General features: G+C 35.9%; 18 protein-coding genes and 1 pseudogene. 6 read left to right on the top strand and 13 right to left on the bottom strand.

Going from position 1 to position 18,223, the window contains the following annotated elements; genetic code table 11:
• Positions 1-104: 104 nt before the first annotated feature.
• From BT999_RS07500 to BT999_RS12525, 12 genes and pseudogenes are all read right to left on the bottom strand, one after another.
• Positions 105-581: a DUF4234 domain-containing protein gene (locus tag BT999_RS07500; protein ID WP_072697168.1), complete on the bottom strand. Its 477-nt coding sequence runs from the start codon at positions 579-581 to the stop codon at positions 105-107.
• 172 nt (positions 582-753) lie between these two features.
• Positions 754-1,176, bottom strand: a complete 423-nt coding sequence (locus BT999_RS07505; protein WP_072697169.1) for a hypothetical protein — start codon at positions 1,174-1,176, stop codon at positions 754-756.
• Between the two features lie 113 nt (positions 1,177-1,289).
• Positions 1,290-1,520: a hypothetical protein gene (locus BT999_RS07510; protein WP_072697170.1), complete on the bottom strand. Its 231-nt coding sequence runs from the start codon at positions 1,518-1,520 to the stop codon at positions 1,290-1,292.
• A 220-nt stretch (positions 1,521-1,740) separates the two neighbouring features.
• Complete coding sequence (locus BT999_RS07515) at positions 1,741-1,977, bottom strand: hypothetical protein (RefSeq protein WP_072697171.1); 237 nt, start codon at positions 1,975-1,977, stop codon at positions 1,741-1,743.
• A gap of 26 nt (positions 1,978-2,003) precedes the next feature.
• Positions 2,004-2,489: a hypothetical protein gene (locus BT999_RS07520; RefSeq protein ID WP_072697172.1), complete on the bottom strand. Its 486-nt coding sequence runs from the start codon at positions 2,487-2,489 to the stop codon at positions 2,004-2,006.
• A 16-nt stretch (positions 2,490-2,505) separates the two neighbouring features.
• Positions 2,506-2,937, bottom strand: a pseudogene (locus tag BT999_RS07525) (RHS repeat-associated core domain-containing protein); the annotation flags it as partial.
• A 457-nt stretch (positions 2,938-3,394) separates the two neighbouring features.
• A complete protein-coding gene (locus tag BT999_RS07535) occupies positions 3,395-5,113 on the bottom strand; it encodes an RHS repeat domain-containing protein (RefSeq protein ID WP_072697175.1) in 1,719 nt (572 codons plus the stop codon).
• 173 nt (positions 5,114-5,286) lie between these two features.
• The gene (locus BT999_RS07540; protein ID WP_072697176.1) at positions 5,287-6,027 is read right to left on the bottom strand and encodes an NAD-dependent protein deacylase; all 741 of its coding nucleotides are present in this window, start codon (positions 6,025-6,027) and stop codon (positions 5,287-5,289) included.
• Between the two features lie 360 nt (positions 6,028-6,387).
• Positions 6,388-7,137 carry a DUF2459 domain-containing protein gene (locus BT999_RS07545; protein WP_072697177.1) on the bottom strand — a complete coding sequence of 250 codons (750 nt, stop codon included), beginning with the start codon at positions 7,135-7,137 and terminating at the stop codon, positions 6,388-6,390.
• 12 nt (positions 7,138-7,149) lie between these two features.
• Complete coding sequence (locus BT999_RS07550) at positions 7,150-7,533, bottom strand: hypothetical protein (RefSeq protein ID WP_072697178.1); 384 nt, start codon at positions 7,531-7,533, stop codon at positions 7,150-7,152.
• A gap of 116 nt (positions 7,534-7,649) precedes the next feature.
• Positions 7,650-8,372, bottom strand: a complete 723-nt coding sequence (locus BT999_RS07555; RefSeq protein WP_084650640.1) for a 4Fe-4S binding protein — start codon at positions 8,370-8,372, stop codon at positions 7,650-7,652.
• A gap of 152 nt (positions 8,373-8,524) precedes the next feature.
• Positions 8,525-8,695, bottom strand: a complete 171-nt coding sequence (locus BT999_RS12525; protein ID WP_178139332.1) for a hypothetical protein — start codon at positions 8,693-8,695, stop codon at positions 8,525-8,527.
• A 185-nt stretch (positions 8,696-8,880) separates the two neighbouring features.
• Between BT999_RS12525 and BT999_RS07560 the strand changes: the two genes are divergently transcribed.
• The 4 genes from BT999_RS07560 (at position 8,881) to BT999_RS07575 (ending at position 11,980) form a co-directional block, all read left to right on the top strand.
• Positions 8,881-9,618: a tellurite resistance TerB family protein gene (locus tag BT999_RS07560; RefSeq protein WP_084650641.1), complete on the top strand. Its 738-nt coding sequence runs from the start codon at positions 8,881-8,883 to the stop codon at positions 9,616-9,618.
• A 118-nt stretch (positions 9,619-9,736) separates the two neighbouring features.
• Positions 9,737-10,363 carry a peroxiredoxin gene (locus BT999_RS07565; RefSeq protein ID WP_072697179.1) on the top strand — a complete coding sequence of 209 codons (627 nt, stop codon included), beginning with the start codon at positions 9,737-9,739 and terminating at the stop codon, positions 10,361-10,363.
• A 48-nt stretch (positions 10,364-10,411) separates the two neighbouring features.
• Positions 10,412-10,933 (top strand): V4R domain-containing protein, encoded by a 522-nt coding sequence (locus BT999_RS07570; RefSeq protein ID WP_072697180.1) that lies wholly within the window; start codon positions 10,412-10,414, stop codon positions 10,931-10,933.
• Positions 10,934-10,939: 6 nt separating this feature from the next.
• Entirely contained in the window at positions 10,940-11,980 is a 1,041-nt protein-coding gene (locus BT999_RS07575; protein WP_072697181.1) for a sensor domain-containing diguanylate cyclase, read from the top strand.
• A gap of 103 nt (positions 11,981-12,083) precedes the next feature.
• Here BT999_RS07575 and ung read toward each other — a convergent pair whose 3' ends face one another.
• The gene (ung, locus tag BT999_RS07580) at positions 12,084-12,737 is read right to left on the bottom strand and encodes a uracil-DNA glycosylase (RefSeq protein ID WP_072697182.1); all 654 of its coding nucleotides are present in this window, start codon (positions 12,735-12,737) and stop codon (positions 12,084-12,086) included.
• A 417-nt stretch (positions 12,738-13,154) separates the two neighbouring features.
• Between ung and BT999_RS07585 the strand changes: the two genes are divergently transcribed.
• Positions 13,155-14,906, top strand: coding sequence for a methyl-accepting chemotaxis protein (locus tag BT999_RS07585; protein WP_072697183.1), 1,752 nt, complete (start codon positions 13,155-13,157; stop codon positions 14,904-14,906).
• A 632-nt stretch (positions 14,907-15,538) separates the two neighbouring features.
• Complete coding sequence (locus BT999_RS07590; RefSeq protein ID WP_072697242.1) at positions 15,539-18,127, top strand: cation-translocating P-type ATPase; 2,589 nt, start codon at positions 15,539-15,541, stop codon at positions 18,125-18,127.
• Positions 18,128-18,223 lie beyond the last annotated feature (96 nt).

Consider the following 18,223-nt stretch of genomic DNA (forward strand, 5'->3'; position numbering starts at 1 on the left):
TTCTTTGCAAAAATTGCCAACCGACTTAATTTTAAAACTTAATTTTAAAACTTAATCGTAGAACTGAGCCGTAGAGCTTAGTTTGGCAAGAACCTTAAAGTTCTTTATGCGTTTGATAAGAGCTTTTCGTTTTTTTTCACTGTTTTTCTAATTACATAATAGTAATAATATTCTTGGAACAATACTATCCAAAGCACTTGAAGATGAGACCTTTTTTCTTTAACTAAGCTTAATAAAGTTTGTTTTATTTTTATGAGAATAAACAGATCCAAAAGGCTGTTGATAAGCCCTAGTAATTCCACAGCTGAGCTATATTGAGTGTAATGAAAAATAAATTGAGCGGTGTATAAAACACCCCACCACGCAGATAAACACACGGAAATAATCACAAGAGAAGGGGAGCAGATTGTTTTTTGCTGTAACTTATTAAGCCTTTTGACTAAGTTTAGTAGCCAATAATAATTATAAAAACCCAAAGTAATGATCGTTAAAAAGATAAAAGAAACTAAACTTTGTTCTGTCTCAAGGGTGTTATCATCGATTATTTTGTTTTGAGTAGTGTCTTGAAAACCAGCATGCATAACGTATCCTCTTTTATTTACTGTTTATAAATTATATTTGTTATTTTTACTTTTTAATAGCTTTTTAAGTATTGCATAATCCCACAATAATTTTTTAATCAGTTTAGTGAAAACAGAAAAAGCGAACAGCCCGCTAAAATCATTTGAGCTTATAGGGTCAGTTTGCTAAACCTTATTGAGAAAAATAGCCAATTATTTGCTTAACGACTTTAGCGACCGTAGGTTCAAAAAAGAGGCATAACGCAACAATGGCATGCACTCTGTAAAACAAGTTTTTAAAGGTATTTTTTAATATATATTTACCCATAATATAAGAGAATAAAGTCTGAACGCAGGCAAAATAAATAACTCCCCAATATGGAGATCTTATCATGATAGGCAAGGAAGCATGGTCATATCCTGCAAAAAATCTATTCACCATCTCTAAAAAAGCGATAAAAAAAACAACAACAAAAACAATAGAACATAACAAAGAGACTATATACTGCCACCATTTATAAGAATGCCTGTCTCGTATTATTAAGACAATGAGTATTGCCATAATCGCTATAACAAAATAGCCAATAACATAATCTAATACAACTCCGAAAAGCATAGTTTGTTACCTCTTATAATACCTATTTATTGTTAGCATATTCAGGTGATACCCAAACATAAAGTGTATCACCTGAAATAAATCTAAGAAAATGATGTTTGTTCAAGTTTTATTTATTCACGTGGAGTACCATCTTTGTTCCATTTATCACTCATATGTGTCCTTTTATAACTCGGAAGTATAATTGGGTTAAGAACTGTGTTAGGCAGTGTTGGCACAGGCAACTCGTCAACTTCTAAAAAACCGGCTGCAAATTTATGAGCCCGTTCTTTCATGCCTATTTTTATACTTTCAAGACGTGCCGTTTTTTCCGGGTGTCCATAGGGAGCAATCCACCAAGGCATATACCATGGAATAGGGGGATAACTTGTTTCAGAGGTTTCTTCATTCTTAGTTTCTCCTTCATCTGTAAACTTACCGCTTTCATCTCGAGGGTGGTCGTTTTCGTTCCAGACTCTTTGACCTTGTAGCCCGCTAAAATCATTTGCACTAACAGGGTCATCAACACAATAATCATATAAATCATGGTCAAGTAAAGTATTAACAAAGTGTTACATGAAATAACTATGCAAAAAGCAGAGATAACAAATATAACAGCACTACCCAACTAAGCACATCAATAACAACCCAGAATAATTTAGCAAAAAACGTATCATGTTCTTGGGTCTCAAGATCTGTTTTGAAAACTAAAGTGCGTAATAATCTAGCAGGTGAATAATAAAAAAGGGTATAAAAAAGTCCTGAAACAAACACAACTATAAGTGAAAAAATAAATTCTATAACAGCATCTATTACAAACATAATTTATACCCTAGTTTTAAAAACAGCTAAAAACTTTCAACAAGTGAAATAATAAACTGAAAAAGACTGTATAAAAACAATATAATAATGATACAAAAAATTAAGGTGTCATAATACAAAGTGATTTGATTTTCATCTAAAACAAAATACACAATATATGCTATACTTGCGACAATAAAGGTAATTAAAGCTTTGGTTGTTCTTTTGGATACAATCCAAATACAAGATTTTAAATCAGCTTTTTCACTCTTGATACTGCTTGATGACAATTTATTACAGAGTTCTGTGTAATCTAAAAATCCCCATTGCTGTTGCTTTTTTAAACATATCCACCCTAAATATGGAAATTTAATAAACCAACATAAAATGATAAATTCTAAAATTAAAAAAAGAATACTACTATTGCCGAAGCTATGAAAGCTCATAAACAAGCTTATGCCAATAAATAGGATGCTTGCTATATACAAGTAAAAAACAGAACGATAAAAAACCAGTTGGTTTGTGTTTTTCATATACTATCCTAATTTTTTATTTATCTTTGTTTTTAGATTTAGTTATAATATCTTTGGTTACATTGATAAGTGTTTTTTCTTTTTTAATTTCTAAGGCTTTTTTTACCCCGTCACGTACTTTATAGCTTTCTTCTCCTTTAAATCCACCTACTATTTTATCAGCAAGATATGCAGCTGAGTATAATCCACCAGTCGCAATCCAGTCAGCGAGCTTTTTTCCAGCCTTATAGTTTCTTGTAGCAACAGATAATTGCTTTCTTACATTTTCAATATTTTCTTTATTAATAAACCTACCAATATCATCTCGAGGGTGGTCGTTTTCGTTCCAGACTCTTTGACCTTGTAGCCCACTAAAATCATTTGCACTAACCGGGTCATCAACACAATAATCATATAAATCATGGTCGCCGCCCGTATCGCCCAAAGGGTCGGGAGCAATAAACCGCCCGAGTTTGGGGTCAGCTTGTTAAACCTTATTGAGAAAAATAGCCAATTATTTGTCTGACGACTTTTGTCATTACAGGAGAAAAAGCCACATATAATGTAACAATAGTATGTACCTTATAAAATAGTTTTTTAAAAGTATTTCTCAATATATATTTACCCGTGATATAAGAAAGTAATATCTGGCAACACAAAAAATAAATAGTGAACCAGAAGATCCTTCTGACCAATTCCTCCGCAGTATAGTTTGTGAGGGGATAATTAGAACGTACTGCCAATACAATGCCTATAGATATAGCAACAAAAGCAATAGAACATAACAAAGAGGCTATATACTGCCACCATTTATAAGAATGTCTGTCTCGTATAATTAAGACAATGAGAACTATCGTGCTAATAATCGCAGTATAGCCAATGATATAGTCTAATATTGGATTAAAAAACATAACTAATTATCCTTTTTATTGTTTTTTAAAGAGATTAAACTGTCTATATAAATTTTGAAATTCATGAGTATATTCTACCTCTCTGAAATCAGTTACTCGTTCCCAATCGTGTATGTCTATATCTGGATTTCCTATTAGAGTCTTCCCTGTTTTACTCCAACGGAATAAAGCCCATCTAGAAGCCTCTTTTGTTTTATCATTCCCATAAACTGTTAATCTTAGTTTACCCTCTTCATCTGCATAAGATAGCATTGTACCACCAATACCTCTTCCGGGTTTAAATGAACCATATAGTATTCTTGCCCCAGAATTTGGAGCTTCGCTTGTTGCTTCAAAGATTTTGCTTACACCGCCTTGATAAAAAGCTGTTTCTCCGTTTTCAAAAACTCCTAATTCACTTTTATATCGTTCACTGCGGTAGTTATCAAACGTTGCTTTTTCATTGATTAATGCTATATTTTTTTCTTTGGGTTTAAAAACCATTGATTTGTTATTCTGTTCCTGATTGCCTTTATTAATTTCTGTAAGCACTTTACCAATATCTATTCCACTAGCGTCTTTAAAGGTAAACCGCCCAATTTCATCTCGAGGGTGGTCGTTTTCGTTCCAGACTCTTTGACCTTGTAGCCCGCTAAAATCATTTGCACTAACAGGGTCATCAACACAATAATCATATAAATCATGGTCGCCGCCCGTATCGCCCAAAGGGTCGGGAGCAATAAAACGCCCGAGTTTTGAGTCATACGCCCTATAACCAAAATGTAACAAGCCCGTATCTTTATCGAGCAGTCCGCCTGCGAAAGCGAGCGGTATGAAAAACGCCTTATTATTATCCGCTAAAATATTGCCAAAGCTATCATAGTCTATATATTTTATCAAGTTGCCCATATAATCTAAAACAATTTTTACCGAACCCACCTGATCACAGCCCAAGGCGTAACGTTGGTTATTTGTATAAACAGCCACGGGGGAGCGTTTATCGGCATATTCAAATTGATATTCTTTATTGTGAATACAATCTTGCCACTTTAAGAGCTGATAAGGGTGTTTCCAAATGTAACGCTCTGTGAGTATAGCGTTTAGATATTTTGCAACGGGCATAATTCCGTCATACAGATATTGAATCGAGTCGCTGTTTTCTAAAACTATTTTGGTTAACAGCGTGTGATAACGTGGATTTTTATATTCAAAAGTTGTCTTTTTTCCTTTATATTGTTTGGATATTAAACGCCCCAAACTGTCATATTCATAACTAACGGCGTTGGAATAAACTAACTGTCCTAAATTATTATAACTATATTCTGAACTGAGCCTTGGCGTAACGCTTTTTATGCGTTGTCCAAGTTCATTATAATAATATTGTTCTTGTAATTTATCGTTACACCAAACGTTTAATAAATGCCCCGTGCTGTCAAAGTCATATTTGTATTCTTTAAAGCCAAACGCAGAACTTTCGAGTTTATTGACCAATTTCCCGTAGTTATTAAATTCTAATTTTAAACTTAAAGGAGAAGCACTTTGATTGACTCCCTGTTTATAACGATTGGCAACAACGTCCGCTTGCTTTAAAGCTTTAACTTTATCGCCTGATATTCCAAGCTGTTGAGGAATGGTAGTCTGTTTTTTGCCAAAAACTTCTTCACGCAAAAACGCTTCCGTGCTTTTCGCTTCGCCTGCGTCTTGATACTGTAAAGATAAAAAGTGTGGATTTAAAAGTATCCCTTTCTCTTGCATAAAAAACTCCTTAAATATTTTTTAAGGAGTAACCTACACCATGATTTTCGCTGTTTCTTTCAAAACAAGGTTTTAAGCATATACTTGCTATAGCCCAAACAGGTTTTGTCGGGGTAGTATTCTGTTTTAGGGCTTATCAAGACTTGTCAGCACTTATCAGGACTTATCGGGAATTATCTGTGAGCCTGATTTTCAAGGTAACTTGTAACGGCTTCACCCAAAATTTTTCCTATGCTGTCATTAATAACAAGGTTGGCTTGAGCGTCAATGGGGGTAGAAGATTTATTAATCAGAACGAGCTTATTCCCATGATAATAGTCGATCAGTCCGGCGGCGGGATAAACACCCAAAGAAGTTCCGCCAATAATCAGCATATCTGCGTTTTTGATATGTTTAATCGCAGAGCTAACCACGCCGTCGTCAAGGCTTTCTTCATATAACACAACATCGGGTTTAATAATTCCGCCACACTCACACCTTGGAATATCAAGGCTGTTCAAAATAAAATTCACATCATAAAATTTGTTGCATCGCATACAGTAATTTCTTTGAACCGAACCGTGCAACTCAAAAACGTTTTCAGCTCCGCCAAGTTGATGAAGACCATCTATGTTTTGAGTAATTACTGCGGTGAGTTTGTTGAGCTTTTCTAAAGTGGCAAGGGCAAGATGGGCCTGATTGGGTTTTGCAGTCAGACAGATCATTTTGTTTTTATAAAATTCATAAAATTCTTGAGTATTATCCATAAAAAAACTGTGGGAAAGTATTTTTTCCGGAGGATATTTGTATTTTTGACTGTACAAACCGTCAACGCTACGAAAATCGGGAATTCCGCTTTCAGTAGAAACGCCGGCTCCACCAAAAAATACAATCTTTTGACTTTCGGCGATTAAATTTTCTAAGCTTTTGTCCAAGGCGGTTTACCTGCTTTTTAATAGTTATGGCTTTTTAAATTAACGTAAGTAAAAATTTGATTTGTTGCCTTATTGTTTGATTATAAAATTTTACTTTGAAAATAACAAGAGAAGACCATTGCAAAACTCCGTTTTGCGTGCTTTTTTTTATCGTTTTATTCTTTATACACATAGCATAAAACGAATTAAAACACAAAAAATCACTCATTTTACAGGAAAATTAAATTTTCCTTATTCGTGTTTTTAGGAGTGTCTTTCTAGCGAAAGCCACTTTGAGACTATTGTGCAATAATCTCAATAGAAGATAATTCCGTGTAACTATTTTATTGAACTGTTTATAGTTGATTAAGCTTAATTATTTTAGTTTGTTAGCTGATGTTTTATTCCGTAAATAAAAGGACTCCAAAGAGGAACTTTGACGCCGGCATTTGCTAAAGATAAATTTATCCAGTGGTTACAGGTATATATGGAATTATAAGAGAGCGAGCTTTGGTAAAAGTTTGCACCGCTTTTTGTTTTTTCCAAAAATACGGGTTTATTGTCGTTATCATATTTGAGTGAAGCTTTTATAAAATTTATAAGCTTTATATATTCATCTTTGCTTAAATAAAGTTCTTGTAAGCCTTTTGGAGTATATTCCAATTCGTAAACTCTAATCACGGCTTCTGAGTTGGCAAAAACAACCTTGAATAAATCCCAAAGAGGAATTTCGCTTAAGCTACTTTCTTTCATGAAAATATCTTTTTGTCCCCAACCAATGATTAAATATTGACAAAAATAATCAGACAATAAATCTTGTTCTTGTAAAATTTTTAATTCTTTTTGGCTTAAATTATTGGGGTTTGTCCCTGAAAAAATATCAATTAAATTAATTAGTTCAGTCTGATCAGAGTTGTTTGTTTCAACTAAGCACGGCAAAACCAAATCTAGATGAAAGCCGTTATCGAGCAGATAGATTTTTATTGCTTCTTGATTGGAACTTTCTAGAACTGTTTGATTTTTTTTATCGGAGTTATAAGTAATAAAGGTCAAGATAAAAGCGAGTAAAAAATAAGTTATTAAAACAATCAAGACGGTTATGACGGAATATTTGCCAAAAGTTTTAAACACGTTATAGACTCTTTATTTTTTGCTGTATTTTATAACGTTTTTGGCTAGGGTGAGGCATTGAGTGTCATATTTACTGATTGCTCTTGTAACGTCTTCACACCTTCCGCCTATAAGCTTCATAATCTCTTGATTATACTGTTCAAAACGTTTTTTTGTGATTTTTTCGTTAGAAAGAGAAGTGCTGACGCTAAACAATAAATTTGCCAAATCACCATATTGTTTTGAGAGAATTGGGTTGCCTCTTTCTTTTAAACAAGTTTCCACAATTGTGGCGTAAGATGCACATATTACGCTTTCCGTTGCAAGATCGTTTTTGTTTTTAGGGTCAACGGCATACGCATTGCCTTGGAAAATAACAAGGAAGAGCATGATCAATAAAACAATCTTATATTTCATATAAAAACCTCAACTTAAGTAAAAGATAAAATCTGATAAAATTTATCTTTTAAAAAGTAAACAATAAGATTTACATTGAGGTAAAACAAGTGTTTTTTTGAAGTGAAAAAGCACTGTTAATTTTTGGGTTTTGTCTCGATATTGGTGTTTTCTTTAATTTTTAATTTCCCTTTTTCAAAGTGTAAGGTTTGAACGGGGCAAATTGCTTCACATTCGCTACAACGCAGGCAGTCTTTTGAAAAAAGAGTATGTGGCAGAGAGTTTTTGGTTTTTCCCTGAATAATTGAGAGGTGCATGGGGCAGGCTTTTTCACATTTTTTACAGCTTATACAGACGTCTTTATCAACCTCGAGGTGATATTTGTCGCCACCGAGAAAGCTTTGAATGGTTCCTGTTGGACAAATGCAACACCATGCTCTGGCATTCCAAAAAAATGCTACAATTGCACCGAAGACTGTGGTTACAAAACAGATCAGCCAAAAAACATAACCCCAATGTTCCCAATTTAACGGGTCTCGACTTCCGTTTAGGCCAATCATAAAAAAGAGAAAAATGATAACGCCTATACGCACTTTTGTAGATTTAAACCAAAGAGGAACGGGTTTGTTCGGGCTATAAAGGCTGATTATGCGTTCAAGAAAACCGCCTCTCGGACAAAGGTTTCCGCAAAACCAACGACCGGCAATAAAACCGGAAATTATTCCGCCCGTAATAGCCACAAGAACCAAATAACCCAAAATTGGAAACTTCCAGCCAAGGGCGAGAATTATGATAGTTACCGAGGCGTAAAGCCACTGGAGCCTATGGCGAGCTTTCATTGTAGAATATAGGTGCTTCATAAACGTAGAGTCCTTTTGATCTCAAATGTAGTAAGATGATTTTGATGAGTATGTGTTATTTACAGATATCTTGGCGTGTTAAGAGGTGTTTTATGTAAATATTTTCTAGTATGCTATTTGATTGTGTTTGTGTCAAGCCATCTTGCTTTATATTAAGATAAGACCATTGCAAAACCCACTAATTTTACAGGGAAATTAATTTTTCCTTGTTCCCCCAAAGCCACTCGCAGGCAAAGCCCGCCTAGTGTCATATCGTTTCGAGGGATACCCCCGAAGCCCCCAAAGCCACTCGCAGGCAAAGCCAGACTAGTGGCTTTATTCATGATTTTTGGAGTGTCTGTCTGACGCAATCCACTTTGAGCTTATTGTGCAATAGTCTCAAGACAAGGATAAAAATAGTGATGGTTTTATTTTGTATTAGCTTGAGAGCAAAACATGGGCGTACTTGACAGAGCAGTAATCAACACATACTGTAAAATATAATATTCTTAAAATAAGGAGCAAAATAATGAGTAACATTTTTGACACTATTCTTAATAACCCGGCTTTAAAAGATATAACAACAAAAGCACAGGAAACTATAGGAAATATGAGCAATAGCGGTGCTAGCGGTGTAAAAGACATGCTTGGAGGCAATAACCTTGGTGGCTTACTCGGAGCCGGGGCTTTGGGCGGTTTACTCGGAGTTCTTGTTTCTGGAAAAACAGCAAAAAAAGTAGCGAAAGGTGCTTTGGTTGTTGGCGGAACGGCTGCCGTTGGTGCTGTTGCATGGCAATTTTATCAAAAATGGTCTCAAAAAGGTTCAGATAATGGCAATGTGCAAAATCAAACGCCTTTACCGGTTCAATCAGGCGTTAATCCTCCCGTAGCACAACCAGCCTCTCAAACCGCAGATGTATTGGTTGAAGCGATGGTGTTTGCGGCGAGAGCCGACGGACATATTGATGATGAAGAAAAAAGCAGAATTTATGACACCTTGGAAAAGTTGTATCCCGGACAAGAGCAAAGTGCCATACTCGAAAGTTTATTAAACAAGCCTCTTGACCCTGCGTCTATTGCTTCAAAAATTACAAATCAGGAAGAGGCTTATGATATATATAAAATCTCTTGTCTAATTGTTGATGTTGACCACTTTATGGAGCGTAGCTATCTAGATGGTCTTGCCTCAAGTTTAAATATTTCTGCGGAAATGAAATTTCGTTTGGAACAAGAGGCGGAATCTGCCAAAAAATCTTTATATGCATAATGTTTTTAGTGAGTTATATTTTTTAGCTAATGTTTGTTGAATTCTTTTTTCTTGTATCTCTGAGAAAAATAGATTACTCTAATTTATTATGTTATGCTTTTAGCTAATGAGGTTTGAAATGGTCAATATTAATACTTGCACTTCCAGTGGCTTACAGCTTGGAACTTTGATTAAAAATTTTAAATTTAGTTCTTATAATCCTGATGTTGATAAATTTGAAGAACATAGTTTTTCTGAGTATGTTTTAGCTCAAAAGTGGCTTGTTCTCTTTTTCTATCCTGCTGACTTCACCTTTGTTTGCCCGACTGAGCTTTATGATATTTCTTCTTGTTATGGTGAGTTGCAAAAAAATAATGTGGAAGTTGTGTCTATGTCTACAGATACTAAATTTTCACATCTTGCTTGGTATAAAGCCGAAGAGCTTTTGCATGATATAAAATTCCAAATGGGTGCAGACCCAACCGGAGAAATTGCCAGTTATTTTGGCGTTTATGATTCTGACGCCGGAACAGCACTAAGAGGAACGTTTATTATAAACCCTGAGGGTATTTTGGTGGGTTCCGAGATTAATTATTATAATGTTGGAAGAAATGCGACCGAACTTTTACGCAAGATGAAGGCTTATACCTACGTTTATAAAAACCCTCATCACGTTTGTCCGGCGGCGTGGGAAGAGGGAGAAGGCGTCTTAACTCCGTCTGAAGCTCTGGTTGGGCGTGTTTCAAACAATTTTGAGGTTAAATAATTTTTTAGTGTTTTTTTATAGTCGATTAAAGGGAGTTGAGAGGAAAAAATGATAAACAAAAAATATACTTTTTCATGGGATTTGATAGGCGAAAATATTTATTCCGCACGTCCTAGTCTTGGACCTTATACGAGAATTGAAGTTTATAGGCTGTTGCAATATACTTTGCGTGATGTGCTTGCAAGCACTTACGGCGTTGAACAAACAGACGAACTTTTTCGTAAAGCCGGCAATTTGGCGGGCAAAGAGTTTTATAACAAATTTTGTAGCAAGTGTGCCGATGTGCCTGAACTTGTTAAACAAATAGAAGAGCAATTTAAAAGCTTGGGTATAGGTATTTTCCGTGTTGAAAACGTAAATATTGATAACTTGAGTTTTACTTTAAGCGTTGATGAAGACCTTGATTGTTCGGGTTTGCCTGATTCCAATGAACAGATTTGCGTTTATGACGAAGGCTTTATCCAGGGAATTTTAGAATCACACACGGGTAAACCTTTTACTGTACGTGAAATCGACTGTTGGTGTATTGGGGGAAGAACCTGTCGTTTTTCTGCTCAAGGAGAAAAATAAGTCGGCATGGACGATAAATTGCTTTCTGATGATGTTTATAAAGTTCTCGGATATGTGGAACAGCTGTTAAACTCTCCCGTTACGCCTCAAATTCCCGATGAATATGCTCATGATGACCGTTTTCTTCGTTTTCATGAAACAGCTTTGGGCGTTAGGGACTCTGTTGAGTCGTTTGCTAAGGGTGAAATGTCTCAGCCTATTGTTGTGCGTGGTTTTTTAGCCGGATCTTTAAAGGCATTACAAGCTAATTTACGTCATTTGGTTTGGAAGGTTCAACAGGTTGAAAAAGGTGATTATTCCCAACGTGTTAGTTTTATGGGCGATTTTTCTGACGCGTTTAACAGTATGGTCGTTCAACTTGCAACCACAATTGATATTCTTAAAGAAAAAGAAGAGTCTTTGCTTAATCTTGCAATCTCTTTACAAGAAGAAGCCCGTAAGCGTAGCATTGCCATTCAGGAATTGAAAAAAAGCGAAGCGAATTATAAATATTTGGCTCAACACGACCCCTTGACCGGGGCTTTAAACAGGCGTTCGTTTTTTTCTTTGGCCATTGCGAAATTGAAACACTCGTTAAGTGGTGGGCGTAGTAGCTGTATCTGTATGCTTGATATAGATTATTTTAAAGCAATTAATGATAACTACGGACATACTGAAGGGGATAAAGCTCTTAAATCTATTGTTGACAACAGCTTGCCCTGCCTTCGCCAATCAGACATTATGGGACGTTTTGGCGGAGAGGAATTTATTTTTTTGTTTGCCGATGTGGATAAAGAACAAGGCGTAAAAGCGGCAGAACGTATTAGAACAACAATAGAAAATAATCCCTTTACTCTGTCTGATGGAACAATAATTCCGCTTAGGGTGAGTCTTGGTGTGGTGGATCTTTGTGAAGAATCTACCTCTGCAAATTGTAGTATAGAACAGCTTTTGCGAAATGGCGTTAAAGCAGCCGATAAGGCACTTTATCAGGCTAAGGCAAAGGGGCGCAACTGTGTTTGTTTTACTTCACTTGATGAGCTTGATGGGCTTAATGAACTTGGTTAACTTGGTTAACTTGATTAACTTGGGTGAATAAATTTTTAGTGGTTTCAAAAAGCTTTTTGTTCGTGATTAATCTTTGCTGTTTACTCAAACCGTTAGCGTAATTTTACCAATTTATCGGTTGAGATAAATAGCTGTTTGCCTCGCTAAAATGTTTACAGCCCAAAAAGCCTCTAAAAGCAGAAAGCGGAGAAGGGTGAGCCGCTTTTAAAATAAGGTTTTTTGAGGCGTTTACAAGGCTTGCTTTTTTTTGTGCGTAAGCCCCCCAAAGCATATAGACCAAACCTGTTTTATTTTCGTTTAGCTTGGCAATGACTGCATCTGTAAAAAGCTCCCAGCCTTTTCCGGCGTGAGAGGCGGCGCTATGGGCTCTTACCGTTAAAACGGAATTTAACATAAGTACCCCTTGCTTTGCCCAAGGTTCGAGGTCTCCGCTTTTAGGTTGCGAATATCCACAGGCGACGACTTCTTTAAAAATATTGATTAAAGATGGGGGAAGCGGTGTTTTGTCTGAAACGGAAAAGCATAACCCGTTTGCTTGACCTTCGCCGTGATAAGGGTCTTGTCCGATGATTACCACTTTGAGAGTATCAACAGGGCATAAGTCAAAGGCTCTGAAAATATTTTTACCACTCGGAAAAATTTTATTTGTGGAATATTCATTACGCACAAATTCTTTAAGTTTTAAAAAATAGGGTTTTTCAAATTCATCTTTTAAAAGCTTATACCAGTCGTCGGCTATTTTTACACTTTTAGTCATATTTTAATCTCGTGGCTTAGTTTTGTAACAATATAAGACCATTGCAAAACTCTGTTTTGCGTTCTTTATTCGTAGTTTTGGGAGTGTCTTTCTGACGAAAGCCACTTTGAGCCTCCTCAATATTATATTTATACTTGCACCTTGTAAAATCTTTTAATTTAAAATCAAAACAATTAAAAGACTAGGGCTTATATTTTCTTCAGCATCTTCTATATTTTTGTTTCTATATTATTTAAGGCATTTAAGATATTTTGAGTATTTTTTTTTGTTTACTGTCTAAAATATATACTCTTTTTTTTCTTGGTTTTAATTGACGACTAATATGAAAGCGTATAGAATTATTATGATAATTAGGAAATAGAGTGATTTCTTGGTGCTTGTAGCGTGTAATTATTTTTACTTAAGTACGGAGGTTCTATGTATCGCTTTGGTTTAACCGGAAAATTTCTTTTTACTCTTTCTGTTGGTGCTTTTGCACTTGGTGTTACCGCGTTGCTGTTTATTTTTGCAGTAAATGATATTAGTGATGATAATGAAAAATTATTTCAAGTTGATACGGCGGGAAAAATTGCGACTTTAGAAATATCTCGTGATATTAACTATATAAGCCGTTTAACCAGAGATAGCATGTTAGGCGGTGATTTGCAAAAAAATCTGACCAAATTACAAGAGCTGGCAAGAGAAAACAGAGCACGTTTTGACAGGCTTGAACAAACGCCCTTTGATAACAATACATTAGGGGTTATTCGTAAAGCAAGAGACTCGGCTACGAAGTTTATCGGTAGTGGTGAAGACATTATACGAAAACTTGAACAAACTCCGATTAATGAGCGTCATAATATTTATAAAATTTATGAAAAAGAGGCGACTCCTTTTGCTAACGCCTTTAGGGCGGATTTTAGCACTTTAGATAAATTGATGAGCGAGCGTTATCTGGCAATTCAAAAACATACGTCTCAAAAATTAAAAATGCATAAACGCATTGCAATCATTACATTTTTATTTTCAACATTTTTGATTTACGCTGTTGGTTATTTTATCACCCGAAGCGACCTTAAAGCGATGAGAGCGTGTATTGCGTTTTCTGCCAAGCTTGGGAGTGATGGTTTAGTTGAGCGTTTAGACCCTGATTCAAGTGCTTCTATGTATCCTTTGGTTCTTTCGTTAAACGAAGCGGCGGATAATATTGAAAAAAATAAAAAAATGGCAAGTGAAGCCACCGCCTTGGCAGTTAAAGAAAGTGAAGAAGCAAAGCGTTTCCTTGCTCAAGCAGAAGAGGCGAAAAAAGCCGCTGAACGTGCTAAAGCAGAAGGAATGCAGACGGCTGCCGTTCATCTTGATCAAATAGTTTCAGATATTGGTGAACTTTCTGAAGCTTTAGTTTCTCAAATTTTCAGGTCAGAAGCAGGCACAAAAAGGCAAACCGAATTGGTGGCAGAAACCGCAACGGCAATGGAAGAAATGAACTCTTCTGTTTTGGAGATCGCTCATAATTCCGAAGATGCTTCGACTGTTGCTGCCAATGCCAGAGAAAAGGCCTTAAGCGGTGCAAATACCGTGGCGAATGTTTCGGCGTTAATGGTGCGTTTACAAGAACAGTCTCTTAATCTTAAAAAAGATATGGACATTTTAAACTCACATACTACGGCAATCAATCAAATTATGGGCGTTATTTCAGATATTGCTGATCAGACCAACCTTTTGGCTCTTAATGCGGCGATAGAAGCCGCCAGAGCCGGCGAAGCCGGAAGGGGCTTTGCGGTTGTTGCCGATGAAGTGCGTAAGTTAGCTGAAAAAACTATGCACTCCACAGCTGATGTTGCCAAAGCCATTAAATCAATCCAAGAAAGTACAAGCCACAGTATCAGTCGTGTGGAACAAACAACAGTAACGATTAATGATGTCTCAAAATCTGTTGAAGACTCAGGGGTCGCTTTATCTGAGATTGTAAAATTGATTGACAATACTGCCGATCAATCAAGGGCAATCGCAACCGCCAGCGAACAACAGTCAACGACAAGTGAAGCGATTAACCGTTCTGTTTCTGATATTAATATGACTGCGATGGATACAGCCGACGCTATGTACGAAGTGCGTCATGCCGTTGAAGGTTTGTCAAAACAAATTAATAAATTAGAAGACCTGATTGGAGAGTTTAAAAAAGGCTAAAAAATAACCCTGTGCATTATAAATAATAATCACTGTTTTATAAGCTTTAGTTATTTTAACGAACTGAGACTATTGCACAATAGGCTCAAAGTATCTTCCTTACATGAAGGCACTCCAAAAGACACGCAAAACGGAGTTTTGCAATGGTCTTGAACTGTTATTTAAAAAGCTAACCAAGATAAATAGCCCCTGTGGTTTAAACTTGGTTAGCTTTTGTTTTATCTATCGTATGTAATTGTATTAATGGGGTTCCAAGAAGACGCTCTAACCACACGCATAAGCTAAGTTTTCCTGCGACACAATGAAAAATATATAACTCATGCAATGATTTTGATTTAGTCTTTTTTGTATATATTTTATTGAATAATGTAAAAAATAAAACATCTTTAGGTATTTCTTGTCTACCTGTAGGCTCTCTGATAATCTTTTATTATGTTTTTTAAATAGATATTTATATAGCTAATAAAATAATAACTTTTTAGACTATGCAAACATCTTTTTGCAATATATTTTTCGAGGGTTATACCCCCGAAGCCACGCAAGCTTCTCAAAATCCACCGGCAGGCAAAGCCAGCCTAATGTCCTTTAAATTTTTTAGTTCATGTTTAATAAATACTGTGCAGGGTGATTTTATGACAAATAACCGCGTTGATTTTAAAGGTTTGACTGCGATAGAAGCCCAAAAGCTCCAAGAACAATATGGTAAGAATGAATTAAGTATAGAAAAACGCACCAGTTTTTTTAAAAAAATACTCCATATTCTTAGCGAACCCATGTTTTTATTGTTAATTGTTGCTGCCAGTATTTATTTCATCTTAGGTGAGCCTACAGACGGTATTATCATGCTTCTTTCTGTTGTCGGGATAATTAGTATAGCAATTATTCAAGAATGGAAAACGGATAAAACTTTAAATGCCCTTAAAGAGTTATCAGCACCACATATTATTGTAATCAGGGACGCAACGGAAATAACAATCGCCAGTACCGATCTTGTACCCGGTGATATTATGATTATTCACGAAGGTGTTAAAATTCCGGCTGATGGCTTTATAATTAAATGCAACGATTTATGCGTTGACGAATCATCTCTCACTGGCGAATCAGAAGGTGTTTGGAAGACTACAATTAGCCCTGAGCCTGAACAGTCAAAGATATTGCTCGATAAAAAAACTCAAGCAACTTTTAGCAATAACTCTATTGCAAATAATGCTCATGCTAATGATTATTGGCGTAAAGATTATTGTTATGCCGGAACTTTGGTTTCTCAAGGAACAGCTTTTGTGCAAGTTGATAAAATTGGAGTGAGTACAGAATATGGAAAAATTGGAACAGAAGTTGGCAACGCCCCTGATGAACCAACCCCGCTTCAAAAACAAATCGGTGGGCTAGTTAAGTTTTCTGCTATTATTGCTTTTGTTTTATTCTTTTTAGTCAGTATTGTTACTTGGTTTAACTTAGAAGAAAGTATTTTGAAATATAGGCTGATAGACAGCATTCTTTCTGGGATTACCATAGCAATAGCGATGATACCAGAAGAATTTCCTGTTGTCCTAACAGTTTTTCTTTCAATGGGGGCTTGGAGGTTAGCAAAAAAACAATCTTTAATACGTCAGCTCCCGGCGGTTGAAACTTTAGGGGCTATTTCGGTTTTATGCGTCGATAAAACAGGCACAATCACACTCAATCAAATGACAGTGCAAACGACTTGGGCAATGAATAATAATGATCAAGAGTTGGCGGAAATAATGGGGCTTGGTTGCGAAGTAGACACTTATGACCCTATGGAAAAGGCCATGCTTGCTTATTGTGAAAAACTTGGAATTTCTACCAGCCAGCTTTTTACAGGTGAACTTATTTTTGAATATGCTTTTACTAATTCACTTAAGATGATGGGGCATGTTTGGCGACGAGACAATGAAATATTGATTGCCGCAAAAGGTTCTCCTGAGCGTATCCTCACTATTTGTCAATTAACAGAAAAAGAACGCCAAAATGTAGAAAGTCAGCTTCTTAAAATGAGTGAACAAGGTTTAAGAGTGATTGCCGTAGCGACCACTAAATTAAAAAACGAAACAGAAATACCACCCTCAATAACAGATTGCACACTAACTTTTTGTGGTTTAATAGGGCTTGTTGACCCACCAAGAGAAACGATTAAAAATGATATTGCCCTTTGTAACAAAGCCGGCATTCGTATTATCATGATAACCGGAGATAATGGAATAACCGCATCTACTATTGCGAAAAAAATTGGCATGTTAAATAGTCAAAATATTATCACCGGTGATATGCTGGAACAAATGACTGATGTTGAACTGCGTGAAAAAGTTAAAACTATCAATATCTTTTCTCGTGTGATTCCGGAACATAAAATGCGTATAGTACGTGCCTTAAAAGATAACAACGAAATTGTTGCTATGACCGGTGATGGCGTAAATGATGCCCCAGCGTTAAAATATGCAGATATAGGCATAGCTATGGGCAAGCGTGGTTCAGAAGTCGCCAGAGAAGCGGCGGATATTATTTTAATGGACGATAACTTTTCTACTATTGTAGATACGATTAAAGACGGGCGACGTATTTATGATAATATTCAAAAAGCGGTGGGATATATTTTTACTATTCATATTCCAATAGCCGCCGCCGCTTTATTTGCACCTCTTTTAGGCATAATGCCTAGCTATGTTTTGTTCCTTCCTTTGCATATTGTTATTATGGAGTTTATTATTGACCCTACTTGCTCTATTGTTTTAGAACGTCAACCCGCCGAAGCTAATATAATGGATCGTAAACCACGCAATTTTAATGACAAATTATTAAATTTAAAAACATTACTCAAAAGCGTTATACAAGGAGCAGTTATTTTTATAGCCTCTTTTGGAACTTATTTATATGTTTTATCACAAGAACCAAAAGATGCTCCCTTAGCACGCACAATGGGCATTAGCATTATTATCCTTGCGAATTTGTTTTTAGTACAAGTTAATAGTTCTAACTATGATTCTATTTTTGTTTCGATAAAACGCCTGATTAAAGATAAAGTTATGTGGGCGGTGAATGTACTTACCTTGTGTGCGTTATTGGTTTTTTTATACACTCCGCTACATAAAGCCTTAGGGTTTTCAGCTCTGTCAATCACACAAGTGCTTTTTGCTTTCGGAATTGCGGCTGTCTCTGTATTATGGTATGAAATCGTTAAGTGGGCAAAACGCTTGGCTTAAGTTTTTTGATCGCCCTTATAATTTAATTTTCATAAATGTTTATAGAAGAATGACGAATCTAATTTCAAGCACAATATTTATTTAGCTAACCAGCTA

Origin of the sequence: Desulfovibrio litoralis DSM 11393, from assembly GCF_900143255.1 — a bacterium.
In the GTDB taxonomy this organism is placed as follows: domain Bacteria; phylum Desulfobacterota; class Desulfovibrionia; order Desulfovibrionales; family Desulfovibrionaceae; genus Frigididesulfovibrio_A; species Frigididesulfovibrio_A litoralis.